Source organism: Frateuria sp. (assembly GCF_035943815.1).
Classification (GTDB): Bacteria; Pseudomonadota; Gammaproteobacteria; order Xanthomonadales; family Rhodanobacteraceae; genus Frateuria_A.
Genome location: NZ_DASZBU010000006.1, coordinates 26104 through 42292 on the forward strand (window position 1 = coordinate 26104; position 16189 = coordinate 42292).

General features: G+C 67.8%; 18 protein-coding genes. 8 read left to right on the forward strand and 10 right to left on the reverse strand.

The genetic code is table 11. The features are described from left to right. The 5 genes from VGU65_RS03545 to VGU65_RS03565 form a co-directional block, all read right to left on the reverse strand. Positions 1 to 735, reverse strand: a complete 735-nt coding sequence (locus tag VGU65_RS03545; RefSeq protein WP_327472931.1) for an ABC transporter permease subunit — start codon at positions 733 to 735, stop codon at positions 1 to 3. Then, positions 732 to 1658, reverse strand: a complete 927-nt coding sequence (locus tag VGU65_RS03550) for an ATP-binding cassette domain-containing protein (RefSeq protein ID WP_327472933.1) — start codon at positions 1656 to 1658, stop codon at positions 732 to 734. The genes VGU65_RS03545 and VGU65_RS03550 overlap by 4 nt, the downstream gene beginning before the upstream one ends. A 126-nt stretch (positions 1659 to 1784) precedes the next feature. Beyond that, a complete protein-coding gene (locus tag VGU65_RS03555) occupies positions 1785 to 3170 on the reverse strand; it encodes an SRPBCC family protein (RefSeq protein WP_327472935.1) in 1386 nt (461 codons plus the stop codon). A 207-nt stretch (positions 3171 to 3377) separates the two neighbouring features. Then, on the reverse strand, positions 3378 to 4019 hold the full coding sequence (locus VGU65_RS03560) for a response regulator (RefSeq protein ID WP_327472937.1): 642 nt from the start codon (positions 4017 to 4019) through the stop codon (positions 3378 to 3380). Positions 4020 to 4117: 98 nt separating this feature from the next. Next, positions 4118 to 5347 (reverse strand): sensor histidine kinase, encoded by a 1230-nt coding sequence (locus tag VGU65_RS03565; protein WP_327472938.1) that lies wholly within the window; start codon positions 5345 to 5347, stop codon positions 4118 to 4120. Between the two features lie 198 nt (positions 5348 to 5545). On the opposite strand from VGU65_RS03565, the gene VGU65_RS03570 reads away from it, so the two are divergent. The 5 genes from VGU65_RS03570 (at position 5546) to VGU65_RS03590 (ending at position 8615) form a co-directional block, all read left to right on the forward strand. Further along, positions 5546 to 6181: a GNAT family N-acetyltransferase gene (locus VGU65_RS03570; protein ID WP_327472940.1), complete on the forward strand. Its 636-nt coding sequence runs from the start codon at positions 5546 to 5548 to the stop codon at positions 6179 to 6181. A gap of 8 nt (positions 6182 to 6189) precedes the next feature. Beyond that, entirely contained in the window at positions 6190 to 6960 is a 771-nt protein-coding gene (gene minC / locus VGU65_RS03575; RefSeq protein ID WP_414655790.1) for a septum site-determining protein MinC, read from the forward strand. 41 nt (positions 6961 to 7001) lie between these two features. Further along, positions 7002 to 7817 carry a septum site-determining protein MinD gene (minD, locus tag VGU65_RS03580; protein WP_327472943.1) on the forward strand — a complete coding sequence of 272 codons (816 nt, stop codon included), beginning with the start codon at positions 7002 to 7004 and terminating at the stop codon, positions 7815 to 7817. A 5-nt stretch (positions 7818 to 7822) separates the two neighbouring features. Beyond that, entirely contained in the window at positions 7823 to 8089 is a 267-nt protein-coding gene (gene minE / locus VGU65_RS03585; protein WP_327473257.1) for a cell division topological specificity factor MinE, read from the forward strand. 64 nt (positions 8090 to 8153) lie between these two features. After that, complete coding sequence (locus VGU65_RS03590) at positions 8154 to 8615, forward strand: hypothetical protein (protein ID WP_327472944.1); 462 nt, start codon at positions 8154 to 8156, stop codon at positions 8613 to 8615. A 76-nt stretch (positions 8616 to 8691) separates the two neighbouring features. On the opposite strand, the gene htpG is transcribed toward VGU65_RS03590, so the two are convergent. The 4 genes from htpG to VGU65_RS03610 all read right to left on the reverse strand — a co-directional run bounded on the left by htpG (position 8692) and on the right by VGU65_RS03610 (position 12700). Continuing rightward, on the reverse strand, positions 8692 to 10560 hold the full coding sequence (gene htpG, locus VGU65_RS03595; protein ID WP_327472945.1) for a molecular chaperone HtpG: 1869 nt from the start codon (positions 10558 to 10560) through the stop codon (positions 8692 to 8694). A gap of 164 nt (positions 10561 to 10724) precedes the next feature. Beyond that, complete coding sequence (htpX, locus tag VGU65_RS03600; protein ID WP_327472946.1) at positions 10725 to 11615, reverse strand: protease HtpX; 891 nt, start codon at positions 11613 to 11615, stop codon at positions 10725 to 10727. Positions 11616 to 11731: 116 nt separating this feature from the next. Next, entirely contained in the window at positions 11732 to 12412 is a 681-nt protein-coding gene (locus tag VGU65_RS03605) for a hemerythrin domain-containing protein (RefSeq protein WP_327472947.1), read from the reverse strand. Positions 12413 to 12484: 72 nt separating this feature from the next. Further along, positions 12485 to 12700, reverse strand: a complete 216-nt coding sequence (locus VGU65_RS03610; protein ID WP_327472949.1) for a hypothetical protein — start codon at positions 12698 to 12700, stop codon at positions 12485 to 12487. A 107-nt stretch (positions 12701 to 12807) separates the two neighbouring features. Here VGU65_RS03610 and gluQRS point away from each other — a divergent pair, with 107 nt between their 5' ends. Together gluQRS and phbB are read left to right on the forward strand one after the other, a co-directional pair. Further along, positions 12808 to 13671 carry a tRNA glutamyl-Q(34) synthetase GluQRS gene (gene gluQRS, locus VGU65_RS03615; protein ID WP_327472951.1) on the forward strand — a complete coding sequence of 288 codons (864 nt, stop codon included), beginning with the start codon at positions 12808 to 12810 and terminating at the stop codon, positions 13669 to 13671. A gap of 84 nt (positions 13672 to 13755) precedes the next feature. Beyond that, positions 13756 to 14496 (forward strand): acetoacetyl-CoA reductase, encoded by a 741-nt coding sequence (phbB, locus tag VGU65_RS03620; RefSeq protein WP_327472953.1) that lies wholly within the window; start codon positions 13756 to 13758, stop codon positions 14494 to 14496. Between the two features lie 166 nt (positions 14497 to 14662). Here the strand turns inward: phbB and VGU65_RS03625 are convergent, their stop codons facing one another. Beyond that, entirely contained in the window at positions 14663 to 15448 is a 786-nt protein-coding gene (locus tag VGU65_RS03625; RefSeq protein ID WP_327472955.1) for a tRNA threonylcarbamoyladenosine dehydratase, read from the reverse strand. 136 nt (positions 15449 to 15584) lie between these two features. Here VGU65_RS03625 and VGU65_RS03630 point away from each other — a divergent pair, with 136 nt between their 5' ends. Continuing rightward, positions 15585 to 15980 (forward strand): cytochrome c, encoded by a 396-nt coding sequence (locus VGU65_RS03630; RefSeq protein ID WP_327472957.1) that lies wholly within the window; start codon positions 15585 to 15587, stop codon positions 15978 to 15980. Positions 15981 to 16189 lie beyond the last annotated feature (209 nt).

Sequence of the window (16189 nt, forward strand, 5' to 3'; positions counted from 1 at the left end):
TCAGCGTGCCCGCTTCAGGTCGAGCACCAGCACGCCCGCGGTGAGCCAGGCGATGATGGTGAACAGGAAATACATCAGGTCGCGCACGTCCAGCACGCCGCGCGCGATCGCCTCGAAGTGGCGCAGGATCGACAGGTGGGCCACGCCGTTGACCAGCTTGCGCGGCAGCGCACCCTGGAAGAAGTCGAGCACCTGCGGCTGGCCGACCAGAATCAACAGCACGCACACCAGCGCGGTGAGGATGAAGGCAACCACCTGGCTACGCGTCAACGTCGACAGGCAGGCGCCGACCGCCAGAAACGCGCCGGCCATCAGCCAGCTGCCCAGGTAGCCGGCGAAGATCACCCCGTTGTCCGGATCGCCCAGGTAATTGACGGTGATCCAGATCGGAAAGGTCAGCACCAGCGCCAGCCCGAGGAACAACCAGGCGGCGAGGAACTTGCCCAGCATCGCCTGCACCAGCGTCACCGGCAGCGTCAGCAGCAGCTCCAGCGTGCCGCCCTTGGCCTCCTCGGCCCACATGCGCATGGACAAGGCCGGGGCGAGGATCAGATACAGCCAGGGATGCATCACGAAGAACGGCTGCAGGTCGGCCAGGCCGCGCTCGTAGAAATCGCCCGCGTAGAAGGTCAGCAACCCGGCAAGCACCAGGAAGATCACCAGGAACACGTAGGCCACGGGGGTGACGAAATAGCTGCGCAGCTCGCGCCGCATGATGGCGGGGATGGGACTCATGCCCCTTCCCCCATCGTGATCTGCCGAAAGACTTCGTCCAGCCGCCCGCGCTCCAACTGGATCTCCGACACTTCCAGGCCCTGCTGGCGCAGCAGGTCTTCGACCGGCTCGAGCACGCGTGCGCCCGGCTTGGGAAACACGGTGATGCGCCCGTCCAGCGGGTCGACCTCGATCGCCGCCACCTGCGGCAGACGGCCGAGCATCTCCTGCGAGACGCCGCTGCCCGGCGCACTGAAGGACACCGCCCCGTGGTAGCGCGAGCGCGCCTCCAGTTCCGCCGGCGTGGCGTCGGCAAGCAGCCTGCCGCGCGCGATGATCACCACGCGGTTGCACAGCGCATGCACCTCTTCGAGCAGGTGCGTGGAGATGAGGATGGTGCGCTCGCGCGCCATCGCGTCGATCAGCCGGCGCACGGCGTGCTTCTGATTCGGATCCAGGCCATCGGTCGGCTCGTCCAGCATCAGCACCGGCGGATCGTGCAGGATCGCCTGCGCCAGGCCGACGCGCCGGCGCAGGCCCTTGGACAGGGTATCGATGCACTGGTCCAGCACTTCTTCCAGTTGCAGGTGCGTAACGACCTCGTCGAAGCGGCGATGCCCGGCCTCGACCGGTAGCGCACGCACCCGCAGGATGAAAGTGAGGAATTCGCGCACGGTCATCTCGCCGTAGCTCGGCGCGCCCTCGGGCAGGTAGCCCAGCGCACGCTTGGCCTTGAGCGGTTCGCGCTGCACGTCGTGCCCGCAGACGCGGGCGGTACCGGCAGTGGGTGCGAGGAAGCCGGCGATCATGCGCATCGCGGTGGATTTGCCCGCGCCGTTGGGCCCGAGCAAGCCGAGCACCTGTCCCGGCTCGGCGCGCAGCGACAACGCGTCCACCGCGGTAAGGCGGCCATAGCAGCGGGTGAGTCGGTCGGCTTCGATCATGCGGTGTGGCGGATAGGTCGGTCCATCACTCTAGCGCACCGTTGCGATGCAGGCTCGCCGGCCTTCGCCCAAAAAAAATCCTGCCTGCGCGAGGCAGGCAGGATGGGTGTTTTCGGCGATGCGGACTTAGTGGGCCGCGCTGGCCGCCTGGGCCGGGGCGGCACTGGAGCCAGCGGCGGCGGGTGCCGAGGAGGAAGAGGCCGGAGCGGCTTCCAGGGTCGGCTGTGGGATACCGGCGGCCTGCTCCGGGGTCTGCTCCGGCACGTTGTCGCCCAGCAGCGGCAGATAGACGTCGTACTTGGCGTAGGTGGTGACGTTACCGCCCTTGTCCTTGACCTCCGGCTGCACCTCGATGTCGTACAGGCGGTTGGTCACCTCGTCGAACTTGTAGCCGTGGGTCTGCGCGTAGGCCTTGAGCATCTCGCGCGTCTGCGGCACGCCGGCGGCGGTGCCGTTCCACACGCCGACCAGCGACGGCTCGCCGAAGGCCAGCGTGGCGCGCACGTTGGCGTCGACCACCAGACGGCCGAAGCGGTCATGGTCGCCCGGCGCGGGAGCGGCGGCAGGCTTGGCGCTGCTGCTGGCGCCGGCCGGGGCGCTGGTGGAGGCGGCCGGCTCTTCGTCACCAAGCTTGGGCGGCTGCGGAGCAGTCAGCTGCTGGCTCTGGCCGGCGACGGTGAGGCTGGTGGCATCGATCGGCATGGCGACGTCGAAGGTGTAGGTCTGGTCGCCGTAGTTGGTGGTGAAGATGATGCGCGGGCCGACCACGTTCACGCCCAGCTTCTTGGCCGCGTCCTGGATCTGCTTGACCGCGGTCGCGGTGGCGTCATCCAGCGCGGCCAGGCCGCCGTTGCGCTGGATCTGCGTGGACACCAGCAGCACCGGCGTGGGCTTGGTCTGCTGGATGTACGGGATCAGCTTGCCGTAGTCGATGTTCGGCACCGCCGCCAGTACGTTCTGCAGGCTGCCCAGGCTGGACTGGATGAAGGAGTCCGGATCGCCGTGGATGTACAGGTTGGAGTAGCGGTTGATCAGGTTGAAGCCGTAGGCCACGTCATAGGACCAGGTCGCCTTGGTCAGCTGGTGGCGGCTGCCCTGGCGCTCCAGGTCCAGCGTGAAGTGCTTGTCCTGGCCGCGCCAGCCGTTGTCCAGGTTCCAGATGATCCTGGCGCTGTTGACGGTCTCGTCGACCTTGAAGAACTCCGGCTCGGCGCTGGCGATGGTCAGCTTGCCCTCGCCGATGCTGGCGTTGTCGCTGCTCCAGCTCAGCTCCGCACCCGGGCCATAGGACTTGCCGGAGAGCTTGAACTGGATCTTCGGGTCTTCCTGGCGCAGCGAGGAGTAGTCCTCGAAGCGGCGGAAGTTGTCGAGGATGTCGTAGACCTGGCGCATGTCCTTGCCGAAGACCAGCGACCGCTCCACATGGCCGCTGCCGGGCATGATCACGCCTACCACGACACCGAGCACGGCGACGATGATCAGGGCCACAATGAATTCAAGAACACGCATCATTACCTGGGTTCTCCGAGCGTTTTCCGCGCAGCGCTAAAGGTTCCCGTCGGGTTCCGCACCACGGGGTGGAACCCCGGAGGAAGGCACGGGCGAGGGTCGGCGAATGCCGAAGCTCCGGATGGTACTTGCTCACGGGCTGGAACGCCATCGGGCAGGCAGGCGCCTGCAAGGGGGGCCAGCGGCGGACCGGCCGGGCCGCCGCCGCAGTCAGACGATGCCCAGTTCCAGCGCCTTTAGCACCGCCCGCGTGCGATCGCGCACGCCCAGCTTGGAGAGGATGTTGGAAACGTGGTTCTTCACCGTTCCCTCGGCCACTTTCAAGGAGTTGGCGATCTCCTTGTTGGAATAGCCGCCCGAGAGCAGGCGCAGGATCTCGGTCTCGCGCTCGGTGAGCGGGTCGGGCTGCTCCAGGCTGGTGAACTGGTTCTGCATGCGCCCCACCCCGGCCAGCAGGCGCTGGGTGACCATCGGCGCCACCAGCGAGCCGCCGGCGGCGACCGTACGCACTGCCTCAACCAGTTGCTCCAGCGACACGTCCTTCAGCAGGTATCCGCGCGCGCCGGCCTTCAGTCCCTGCAGCACCAGCTGGTCGTCGTCGAAGGTGGTCAGGATGATCGTCGGCGGCAGCTCGCCGCGGGCGGACAGCGCCTGCAGCACCTCCAGCCCGCTCATGTTGGGCATGCGCAAATCCAGCAGCACGACGTCGGGCCGGATGCGCGGGATGTCGGCCACCGCCTGCGCGCCGTCGGCGCACTCGGCCACGACGCGGATGTCCTCGGCCAGATCCAGCAGCGAACGGACGCCCTGGCGCACCAGGTTCTGGTCATCGACGAGACAGACGGAGATCATCGCGGTTCCTCAACAATGCGGTGATAGGCGCGGTTCACGCGGGGGATGTGGCGGCCGGCGCTCCGGGCCATTCTGGCATGACGTGCGCCTGGCTGCCGTCACGACATGCTCAGTGCCGGCGGCTCCAGTCGCGAGGGCGAATGGGCCAGTTCCAGCACCTCGCCCAGCGGCAGGCGCACGGTCAGGGCAAAGCCTTCGCTGACCGCGGTATCCACCGCCACGCTGCCGCCGAACTCGGCCAGCCGCTCGCGCATGCCGGACAGGCCGTTGCCGGGCTTGAACTGTGCCGTGCCGCGGCCGTCGTCGCGCGCGTGCAGACCGATCTGGTTGGCATCCGCATAGGCGAAGGTCAGCCACAGCTGCCGCGCACCTGCATGCCTGGCGCAATTGGTGATGATCTCCTGCGCACAGCGCAGCAGCACCTGCGCGCGGCGCGGATCCTCCAGGCTGAAGCGCGGCGGCATGTCCACGTGGACGGTCAGCCCCGGCACGCCCTCGATCAGGCTGCGCAGCGCCTGGGTCAGGTCGATGGCGTCGTCCTGGCGCAGTTCGCTCACCGCCTCGCGCACGTCCGACAACAGATGCCGGGCGGTCGCCTGCGCCTTGCGCACGTGCTCGCCCGCGGCGTCGTTGGCCAGATGGCTGGCCACCTCCAGGTTGAGGCTGAGCGCGGTCAGGTGGTGGCCGATCAGGTCGTGCAGTTCGCGCGCGATGCGCATGCGCTCGGCGATGCGGGTGGACTCGGCCAGCAGCGCACGGGTGGCGCGCAGTTCGGAGTTGAGGCGGCGCTGCGCCTCGCGTGCCTCGGTCTGCTGGCTCGCCACCATCGAGGTGAAGAACGCCAGCGCCGAGATGCCCAGGTACATGCAAACCTGCAGGAAGGCCGTGACGATGGTCCAGCCCATGTAGCTGGCGATGATCGGAATGAGCATCAGGTTCTGCGCCAGCATCCACACCAGGCCAGCTCCCACCGGCAGTTGCCAGGGCAGCACTACCGCGATCACCAGCATCAGCATGGCCGACAGGCCGCTCTGGCTGAACCAGCCCATCGCGACCGCCGAGCCGGTCAGCACGACCAGGCCGAACAGCTTGAGCGCCTGCGCACGACCGCTTTGCCTACTCATGCCCGAGCGCCCGGTCAGCAGCAGGTAGGTCAAGCCGAACACCAGATAGGACAGGATCCAGCCCGAAATGTTGGGGTTGCTCCACCAGGCGCTGACCTGGGCCAGGCTCCAGCTGCCGGGCAGCAACGGCAGCGCCACGCACAGGTAAGTGAACAGGCCGGTCAGACGCAGCAGCCGGATGTGATTGAAGTTCGTCCAGGACATGGGCCGCATCATAGGCTCCCTCCGGCCCCGTGCAATGCGCGAGAAGTCATCCCCCCGGAAGCCATGCAGGGCCGCGTTTTACAAAGGTTTTACAGCCCGGCGCAGGGTGTGCGGCCCGGCCCCGCATGCCATAATGCGCACCTGCGGGCCACCCAAGCCGGCCCATCGGTTCATCGCCCTACCTCTGCGGAGCAACGAATGGCCTTAGCCATCCGCGACGTGCGCGAGCACGATCTGGACGCCGTGCTGGCGCTCAACAACGCCGCCGGCCGCTCCATCCTCGCCCTGGACGCCGCGCAGTTGCGCTACTTCTACGAGCGTGCAGAGTATTTCCGCGTCGCCGAGATCGACGGCCACCTGGCGGGCTTCCTGATCGCGCTGCGCGATGGGGGCAACTACGACAGCCCCAACTACCGCTGGTTCGCCGAGCACTACGAGTCGTTCGTCTATATCGACCGCATCGTCATCGCCAATGCCTACCGCCGCCACGGCCTGGGCAAGGTGTTCTACTGCGACGTGACCAGCTATGCCGAGGTGCGCGTGCCGTTGCTCACCTGCGAGGTGTTCCTGGAGCCGCGCGACGACGTGGTGGTGCTGTTCCACGGCACCTATGGCTTCCAGGAAGTGGGCCAGCAGCGCATGGCCGAGTCTGGCCCGCAGGTCAGCCTGCTGGCCAAGGACCTGCCCAGCTACGCCTTCGTGCGCGAAACCTGGCTCGAGCGCGGCGGCCTGCCCGACGTGCCGTGGCTGGCCGAGCGCGAGTTGCCGGTTCCCGCCGCTTCCCTTTCCCCCGCCTCCCAGCCGCGCCGCCTCGTCGGAGAGCGGCGCCCGTGACCGTAAAGATGGATATCAGTTCTGATGCCTGCGACCTGCGCTTCGGCCAGGTCGGCATAGCCTGCGTGCGCGTGCGCCGTGTCGACGCCGCCGCGCTGTGCGAGGAGCTCGAGCGCCGCGTGCGCTCGGCGCCGCAGTTGTTCTCCCGCGCCGCCGTGGTGCTGGACCTGTCGCACCTGCCCGACCTGCCCGACGATGGCACCGTCGACGCCCTGCTCGAGGCCGTGCGCAGCGCCGGCATGCTGCCGGTCGGCCTGGCCTACGGCACCAGCGCCACTGAGGCGCTGGCCCAGCGCATGGGCCTGCCGCTGATCGCCAAGTTCCGCGCCGCCTACGAACCGGCCGACGGCGGCAGCATCGCGTCGCCCACGCCGGCACCGGCCGCCGCGCCGGCACCGCGCCCCGAGCCGGCGCGCGACCCGGTCCACGCCGCCGCACCCGCCGGCGCCGCGCTGGGCGCGCAGCATCACGATGGCGCGGTGCGCTCGGGCCAGCAGGTCTACGCGCGCGACCGCGATCTGGTGGTCACCGGCGCCATCGCCAACGGCGCCGAGGTCATCGCCGACGGCTCCATCCATGTCTACGGCGGGCTGCGCGGCCGCGCCATGGCCGGTGCCCAGGGGGACGAGAAGGCGCGCATCTACGTGTCCGACTTCCGTGCCGAACTGGTGGCCATCGCCGGCCACTACCGCGTGTTTGAACAGATCCCCAAAGACCTCGAAGGCCAGGCTGTGCAATGCTGGCTCGATGGTGAAAAATTGATGATCGCCCGGCTGTGACCGGCGATTCCCACCTGCAGAGCATTACCGGAGAAGAGCCCTTGAGCGCTGAGATTATCGTCGTCACGTCCGGCAAAGGCGGCGTCGGCAAGACCACCACGAGCGCCTCGCTGGCCAACGGCCTGGCGATGGCGGGCAAGAAGGTCGCGGTGATCGACTTCGACGTCGGCCTGCGCAACCTCGACCTGATCATGGGCTGCGAACGCCGCGTGGTGTACGACTTCGTCAACGTCGTCAACGGCGAGGCCACCATCAAGCAGGCGCTGATCAAGGACAAGCGCCACGAGAACCTGTTCGTGCTGGCTGCCAGCCAGACCCGCGACAAGGACGCGCTGACCCAGGAAGGCGTGGAGAAGGTGCTCAACGACCTCTCCAACGAAGGCTTCGACTACATCGTCTGCGATTCGCCCGCCGGCATCGAGAAGGGCGCGCACCTGGCGATGTACTTCGCCGATCACGCAGTGGTGGTGGTCAATCCCGAGGTCTCCTCGGTGCGCGACTCCGACCGAATCCTGGGCTTGCTCTCCAGCAAGACCCGCCGTGCCGAGCGCGGCGAAGGCCCGATCACCCAGCACCTGCTGCTGACCCGCTACAACCCCGCGCGCGTGGCGCTGGGCGAGATGCTCAGCGTCAAGGACGTGGAGGAAATCCTCGGCATCCTGGTCGTCGGCGTGATCCCGGAATCGGAGAACGTGCTGGCCGCCTCCAACGCCGGCGTGCCGGTGATCCTGGACGAAAACTCCAACGCCGGCCAGGCTTACCGCGACACGGTCGCGCGCATCCTCGGCGAGGATCGTCCCCTGCGCTTCACCGAAGTGGCCAAGAAGGGCTTTCTCCAGCGCGTATTCGGAGGTTGATCGTGATGGGCATCCTGGATTTCCTGAAGCGCAAGCCGGAACCCACCGCCTCGGTCGCCAAGGAACGCCTGCGCATCATCGTGGCGCAGGAGCGCTCCACCCGCGGCGCGCCGGATTACCTGCCACTGCTGCGCAACGAGCTGCTCGAGGTGATCAAGAAGTACGTCCACGTCGACATCGAGGCGATCAACATCAACGTCGAGCGCGACAGCGGACACGAGGTGCTGGAGCTGTCGGTCGCCTTGCCGGAGGGCAAGACGGCCACGCCGTAAACTGCAGGCGGGCTTCGGCCCGCCTTGCGCCACCGAAGCGGTGGGCCGAAGGCCCCGTGTACCCATGAACGCTCCCACCGTCCTGCGCCTGGTCGACATCGGCTACGCGGCGCCCGCCGCCCTGCTCTCGCGCCTCGGCCTGTCGCTGCACCGCGTGCCCGCCGGCGACCCGATTCCCGGCAGCTACTGGGGCGACGAGGAGGCCGGCATCATCGGCACGGCCGTCTACGCGCGCGACGACACGCCCGTGCACTCGCTGCTGCACGAGGCCTGTCACCTGCTGGTGCTGACGCCCGAACGCCGTGCCCAGGTGCACACCGACGCCACCGATTCGGTGGAAGAGGAAGACGCCACCTGCTACCTGCAGATCCTGCTCGCCGACGAGCTCGCGGGCGTCGGCCGTGCGCGGCTGATGGCCGACATGGACGCCTGGGGCTACAGCTTCCGGCTGGGTTCGACGCAGGCCTGGTTCGAGCAGGACGCGGCCGAGGCGCTGGCCTTTCTGCAAGCCCGCGGCCTGGCCTGACCGAGCGCCACGGAGCCGCGCAAGGAAAAGGCCCGCCGGATGACGGGCCTTTTCCTTTCAACGCCGCGCTGGGGCTTCAGCCGAGCAGCACACGGTTCATTCGCTGCACGAAGCCCGCCGGGTCGGGCAGCGGCGCGCCGGCTGCGATCTCCGCCTGCTCCAGCAGCAGCGTGGCCAGGTCGCGCGCCTTGGCCTCGTCGGCCTCGGTCTCCACTCGCTTGACCAGCGGATGCGCCGGGTTGATCTCCAGCGTCGGCTTGGACTCGGGCATGTCGTGGCCGGCCTCGCGCAGCAGGCGCGCCAGGTGCGGAGCCATCTCGTAGTCCGACAGGGCCAGGCACGACGGGCTGTCGGTGAGGCGCGCGGAAACCTTGACGTCGCTGACGCGGTCGCCCAGCAAGTCCTTCAGTTTCTTTAGCAGGGGCTCGGCTGCCTTGGTGGTTTCCTCCTGCTTCTTCTTGTCGGCCTCGTCCAGGGGCACCTCGCCCTTGGCCACGCTCTTGAGCTTCTTGCCGTCGTACTCGCTCAGCGAGCCGAGCATCCATTCGTCGATGCGGTCGGACATCAGCAGCACCTCGATGTCCCTGGCCTTGAAGGCCTCCAGCTGCGGGCTGCCCGCGGCGGCGGTGTAGCTGTCGGCCGTGATGTACCAGATCGCATCCTGGCCGACCTTCATGCGGCCGATGTAGTCGTCGAAGCTGACCGTCTGGCCGGCGCCCTCGCTCTTGGTGGAGGCATAGCGCAGCAGCTTGGCAATGCGCTCGCGGTTGTTGGCGTCCTCGCCGATGCCTTCCTTGAGCGTATTGCCGAAGGCCTTGTAGAAGGTGGCGAACTTCTCCGGCTCGTCCTTGGCGAGCTTTTCGATGAGATCGAGCACGCGCTTGACGCAGGCGGCCTTGATCCGGTCGAGCTGGCGGTTGTGCTGCAGGATCTCGCGGCTGACGTTTAGCGGCAGGTCGTCTGCGTCGACCACGCCGCGCACGAAGCGCAGGTAGTTGGGCAGCAGTTCCTCGGCCGCATCCATGATGAAGACGCGCTTGATGTAGAGCTTCAGCCCCTTGCGCTCGTCGCGTCCGCCCATCATCAGGTCGAACGGCGGCTGCGCCGGGAGGTAGAGCAGCGTGGTGAAGCTCTGGCTTCCCTCGACGCGGTTGTGCGTCCAGGCCAGCGGGTCGTTGAAGTCGTGGCCGAGCGACTTGTAGAAGCTGATGTAGTCCTCGTCGCTGATCTCGGCTTTCGGCTTGGTCCACAGGGCGCCGGCGTCGTTGACCGTTTCCCACTCTCCGGTGGACTTGCCCTCTTCCTCCTTCGGCATGCGGATCGGGAAGGCGACGTGGTCGGAGTACTTGCGGATCAGCGAGGCCAGCTGCCAGCGCTTCAGGAACTCGTCCTCGTCGGCCTTCAGGTGCAGGATCACCGTGGTGCCGCGCTCGCCGAGCTCGACCGGCTCCAGCGAGTACTCGCCCTTGCCGTCGCTCTCCCACTTCACCCCCTCGCCGTTGGGCGAATCCGCGCGGCGGGTCAGCACGGTGACCTTGTCGGCAACCACGAAGGCCGAGTAGAAGCCCACGCCGAACTGGCCGATCAGGCGCGCGTCGGCCTTCTGCTCGCCGCTCATGGCTTCGAGGAAGCGGCGCGTGCCCGAACTTGCGATCGTTCCGATATTCGCCACCACCTCGTCGCGGCTCATGCCGATGCCGTTGTCGCGCACGGTGACGGTGCGCTCTTTTTCGTCCCAGCTCACATCGATGTGCAGCTCGCCCTCGCCGGCCAGCAGCTCCGGGTGGGCGATCGACTCGAAGCGCAGCTTGTCGCAGGCGTCGGAGGCGTTGGAGATCAGCTCCCGCAGGAAGATCTCCTTGTGCGAGTAGAGCGAGTGGGTGACCAGGTGCAGCACCTGGGCGACTTCGGCTTCGAACTTGCGGGTTTCAGTGGATGCGTTCATGCGTGGAGTTTCCGTGGCTTGCGTGTTTGGTTTGTCCTGGCGTCATCCCGCGAAAACGGGAGTCCATGTCGCCCTGAGCCGCCCAAGAGCAAATGGATCCCCGCTTTCGCGGAAGTGACGCCCGGATAGAAAGGGCGACCGCCCGGAGCGGCATTGCCCTTTGCTTATCGAGCCGCCTGCAGCGCAGCGATGCGCTCGTCCAGCGGCGGGTGGCTCATGAACAGGCGTTGCAGGCCGGCGGCCATGTGCCCGGAGATGCCGAAGGCGGCCATGGCCTTGGGCAGCGTGGTTTCGCCGTGGTCGCCCTGGAGCCGCTGCAGCGCGGAGATCATGGCGCCGCGGCCGGCGAACTGCGCGCCGGCGCGGTCGGCGCGGAACTCGCGCCAGCGCGAGAAGGCCGCCACGATCATCGAGGCGAACAGGCCGAACACTACCTGCAGCACCATCACGGTGACGAAATAGCCGATGCCGCTGCCGCCGCGATTGTCGCGCCCGCCGGAGAGCCAGCTGTCGACCAGGTTGCCGACCACGCGCGCCGCCAGGATCACCAGCGTGTTTAGCACGCCCTGGATCAGGGTCAGGGTGACCATGTCGCCGTTGGCGACGTGGCCGATCTCGTGGCCGAGCACGGCAGACACCTGCTCGCGGTCCATCTGCTGCAGCAGACCGGAACTGACCGCCACCAGCGAGCTGTTCTTGCTCATGCCTGTGGCGAAAGCGTTCATCTCCGGTGCGTCGTAGATGGCCACCTCGGGCATGCCGATGCCGGCGTTCTGCGCGTGGCGGCGCACGGTGTCCAGCAGCCAGCGCTCGGTCTCGTTGCGCGGCTGCTCGATCACCTGCGCGCCGGTTGAGTACTTGGCGATGGTCTTGGACATCGCCAGCGAGATGAAGGCGCCGCCCATGCCGAACACGGCAGCATACACGAGCAATCCGGTCATGCCGCCGTAGCCGTGGGCAGCGGCCCACTGGTCGATGCCGAAGATCCGGCAGACGATGCTCAGCAGCAGGAGCACGGCGATGTTGGTGGCAAGGAAAAGGACGATTCGACGCACGGCTGTCTCTTTGGCAGTCATGAAAAAAAAGCGGCTCGCGCCACGGGCTGAGACTCGGGGCGGCGTTCATTAGTTTCAAGAGCCCGGGCCGGGCTGGCGTGCCGGCGCGGCGCGGCTCAGCGCGGGTGGATCGGGGGCGGTGGCGGGGCGGTCAGCGCGGCGAGATCGGCCAGCCCGAAGGCCTGTTCGATGGCGCCGATACGGCCGACCGCGTCCTCGAAGCCGTCATGGCCGAACATGCGCTTTTCCAGCGCCTCGAACTGCTCGGACAGCTCGCTGTAGCGCGCCGGCGCAAGTGTCCGTTTCCAGGCGGGAAAGACCACCGTATCCTCGATCGCGGTGTGGTGCTGGTACATGCGCACCAGTCCGGCCAGCGCACCGGCCAGCGGCGCCATCGCGGAACGGCCGATGCCGGTGGCGCCGACCGCCAGGACGTAATCGGTGATCTGCCGGCCGCGTCGATGCTGCGCCAGCAGGGTGCGGCAAATCGTCACCGGTGGGCCGCCGGCCGCGACCACGGCGGGAAACACGTGCGCCTCCTCCAGCGCGTGCTCGTGGTAATCCTCGCCGAAACGGCGGAACAGTTCGGCGGTCCGACGCAGGGGCTGGACCGGAATCGCCTGCCGCTGCTGAAGCAGGCTGGCCGCCCGGGCATACACCAGCAGGGCCCGGCGCAACACGCCGTGCTCGCGCATGAGGTCCTCCACGGCGAGCACGTCGGTGGATTTCTGCCCGTCGGCCAGGGCGGCCAGCGGCATGGCGGCCACGCCGGCCAGGGCGGCGCCTGCGCTTTCCATCCAGCGGCGGCGTCCTGGGTTGGCCGCGTCGCCGCAGATCGGACCCCGCGATGTCATTCGCGACGGCCCGGCTCAGCGCCAGGCATCCTCGCTGCGTTGTTCGAAGTGCTCGTAGGCAGTGATCAGGCCGCCCAGCACTTCGGCCGAAGTCTCGAACAAGGCCTGCGCCTTCGGATCGGACACCTTGGGCACGTCCTGGCGGACGTGGTCCATCGCCTCGCGCAGCATGCCCTTGATCTTGCGGGTGTGTTCGCGCGGGTCGTCGTGAGCCTGGACGGGAGTGGCCATTGGAAACCTCCTGCGGGAGTATCCTGCCCGGGATAAGTGATGCTCGCGCCAAGGGCGTTTCGGTCGAGTGAACCTGACGGCTCGCGCAGCCCCTTAAAATCCCCCGCATGGACTACCGCGGCCGCTTCGCCCCTTCTCCCACCGGCCTGCTGCACTTCGGCTCGCTGGTGGCCGCGGTGGGCAGCTGGCTCTGCGCCCGCCACGCGGGCGGCCAATGGCTGCTGCGGGTGGAGGACATCGACCCGCCGCGCGAAGTGGCGGGCTCGGCGCAGGCGATCCTGGCGGCGCTGCCGGCGTTCGGGCTGGCGGCCGATGCGCCGCCGTTGTTCCAGTCGCAGCGGCGGGCGGCCTACGACGAGGCGTTCGAACGCCTGCAGGCAGCCGACCTGGTCTTTCCCTGCTGGTGCAGCCGGGCGCAGTTGGCCGAAGCGGGAGGGATCCATCGCGACGGACATTGCATCGCGCGCCCACAACCGCAGCGTCCGCCGGCCTGGCGGCTGCGCGTGCCGGACATGACGGTCGCCTTCGACGACGCGTTGCAGGGCCGGCAGCAGCAGAACCTTCGCGACGAAGCCGGCGACTTCGTGATCCGCCGGGTCGAAGGCTTCTACGCCTATCACCTCGCCTGCGTGGTGGACGACGCCTTCCAGGACATCACCGAAGTGGTGCGTGGCAACGATCTGCTCGACGCCACGCCCCGGCAGATTTGGCTGCAGCGTTGCCTGTCGTTGCCCGCCCCCGCCTATCGCCATCTGCCGCTGGCGCTGGACGCCGGGGGGCACAAGCTGTCGAAGTCCGAACGGGCGCATCCGGTGGACCCGGCTGATCCGCTGCCTGCGTTGCGCCGTGCGCTGGCGTTCCTGGACGTCCAGACGTCCGCGACGGCGTCCACCCCGCAGACGCTGCTGGCGGCCGCGCTCGACGGGTTCGAGCCGGCGTGCCTGCCGCATGCGGCGACGCGTCCGGCGTGATTTCAGGCGCGCCGCCCACGGCAGGTGTCACAAACTTGGGGTATACATGCCATCAGTCGCCGCCCTGATTCGGGAACCTTCGCAATGAATCCACGCACCGCACTGGTTACCGGTGGTACCGGCGGCATCGGCACCGCCATCGTCCGCTACCTGGCGCGCCAGGGGCATCGGGTCGCCACCAACTACCGCGACGCGGCCAAGGCCGACGCTTGGCGCACCGCGATGGCGGCCGAAGGCATCGAGGTATGCATGGTGCGCGGCGACGTGGCAGACCCGGTCGACGCCGAAGCGATGGTGCGCGCGGTGGAAGAGGAATGCGGCCCGGTCGACATCCTGGTCAACAATGCCGGCATCACCCGCGACACCACCTTCCACAAGATGAGCTACCAGCAGTGGACCGAGGTGGTGAACACCAACTTGAACGCCTGCTTCAATGTTACCCGCCCGGTGATCGAAGGCATGCGAGCGCGCAAGTGGGGCCGCATCGTGCAGATCAGTTCCATCAACGGCCAGAAGGGCCAGTACGGCCAAGCGAACTACGCCGCGGCCAAGGCCGGCATGCACGGCTTCACGATCTCGCTGGCGCAGGAAAACGCGAAGTTCGGCATCACCGTCAACACCGTGTCGCCAGGCTATGTAGGCACCGACATGGTGATGGCGGTACCCGAGGAAGTGCGCGAGAAGATCGTGGCGCAGATTCCGATCGGGCGGCTGGGCAGGCCCGAGGAAATCGCGCATGCGGTGGCGTTCTTCACCACCGACGAAGCCAGCTGGATCACCGGTGCGAACCTGGCGATCAACGGCGGGCACTACATGGGCTGGTAGTTTTTGCCCCTCTCCCCTCCAGGGAGAGCGTTGGAGCGAGATCCGTTCTTGCCGGCCAGCCGCGTACGGGCGCGCCCTTGATCGACCACCGATCCCCCGACTCCTCACATCGATCCTCTTCCCCAGAGGCAAGCATCCTCCCGCGCCACTCCGCCCGGATTCGGGGCTACTTCTCGAGCAGCTTCTCCAGCACCTTGCCGACCGCCGCGAAGGCAAACGCGCCGGTGACGTGCGTGCCTGCGCCCAGGCCGCCGCCGCAGGCCAGGTTGAGGGAGTCACCGCCGGGCGGGCGCAGGCCACAGACCGAGCCATCCGGCTGCGGGTATTGCACGTTCTGCAGCGAATAGACCGCTGACACGCCGAAGTAGCGGTCCGGGTTGCGCGGAAAATTGAAATCCTGGCGAAGTTTTTTGCGGATCAGGCTGAACATCGCATCATGCTCGGTGCGGGACAGGTCGCGCACGCGGATCTGCGTCGGATCGGTGCGCCCGCCGGCCGAGCCGACCGTCACCATCGGCAGCTTGCGCCGCCGGCACCAGGCGATCGCCTCCAGCTTGACGCGGAAGGCATCGCAGGCATCCAGCACCACGTCGTAGCCGCGGTCCAGCAGTTCGTCCAGCGTGGCGGTGGTGAGGAAGCGCTCGATCGCCTCGAGCCGGATGCGCGGGTTGATCGCATGGGCGCGCTCGGCCATTACACCCACCTTGGGCTTGCCCCACTGCCCGTCCAGCGCGTGCAGCTGGCGATTGGTGTTGGACACGCAGACCTCGTCTGCGTCGATCAGGGTCAGGCGCCCCACGCCGCTGCGCGCCAACGCCTCGACCGCCCAGGAGCCGACCCCGCCGATGCCGATCACGCAGACGTGGGCACTCATCAGGCGCTCGATCGTGCCGCGCCCGTACAGGCGTTCCACGCCCTCGAAACGCTCGACCGGGTAATGCGGGCCGCTCATGCGGACCGCCGGTGGGCGGGGTGCAGACTGCCTTCCATCACGTGCGGTTTCCTACGCGGGAAAAGCTCATTTTACGGCTACGAAAGAGCGCGGCGCTTCGGTATTCTGGGCGTTCCAATTCAGACGGCGGCCCCTCATGAATGCACGTTCCGCGTTGCTTATCCTGCTCGGCCTGGTCATCGGGGCCCTCGGCACCGTGTTCGCCATGAAGGCGCTGGGCAGCCGCAATCCCATGCCGCATGCGGTGATGACTGTGATGGGCCATCACATGGGCGCGCTGAGCCAGTCGGTGAAAGCCAAGCAGTGCGACGCGGCGCAGGTGAACGATCATCTGCTGCGCCTGCAGTCGACCTCGGCCGATATCGCCGACGCGTTCCCGGGCGCGGAACAGGATTTCGTCGACCACGCCGGCCGCCTGCGCACCGCGCTGCAGGGCGCGGTACAGGCCCACCCCACCGATTGCGCCGCACTGGCCCAGGCGATCAAGCCGGTCGGTGATGCCTGCCAGTCCTGCCACCAGCAGTACCGTTAGGCTCCGCCCCGCGGCCGGATGCCATGACGATGCCAAGGACGGGCCCCGCTCTGCGCAGCCGCGGATCGAGGCTCCGTCGGGTGTGGCGGCGGCGCTATTCGCAGCCGATGATGTGCCTGCTCGGCTGCATGTTCATGCCGGCGTACCGATTCCTCTGGACCCATGTCTCGGCAACGCCGCGCTGCACCTGACCGGTTACATGGTGTTGC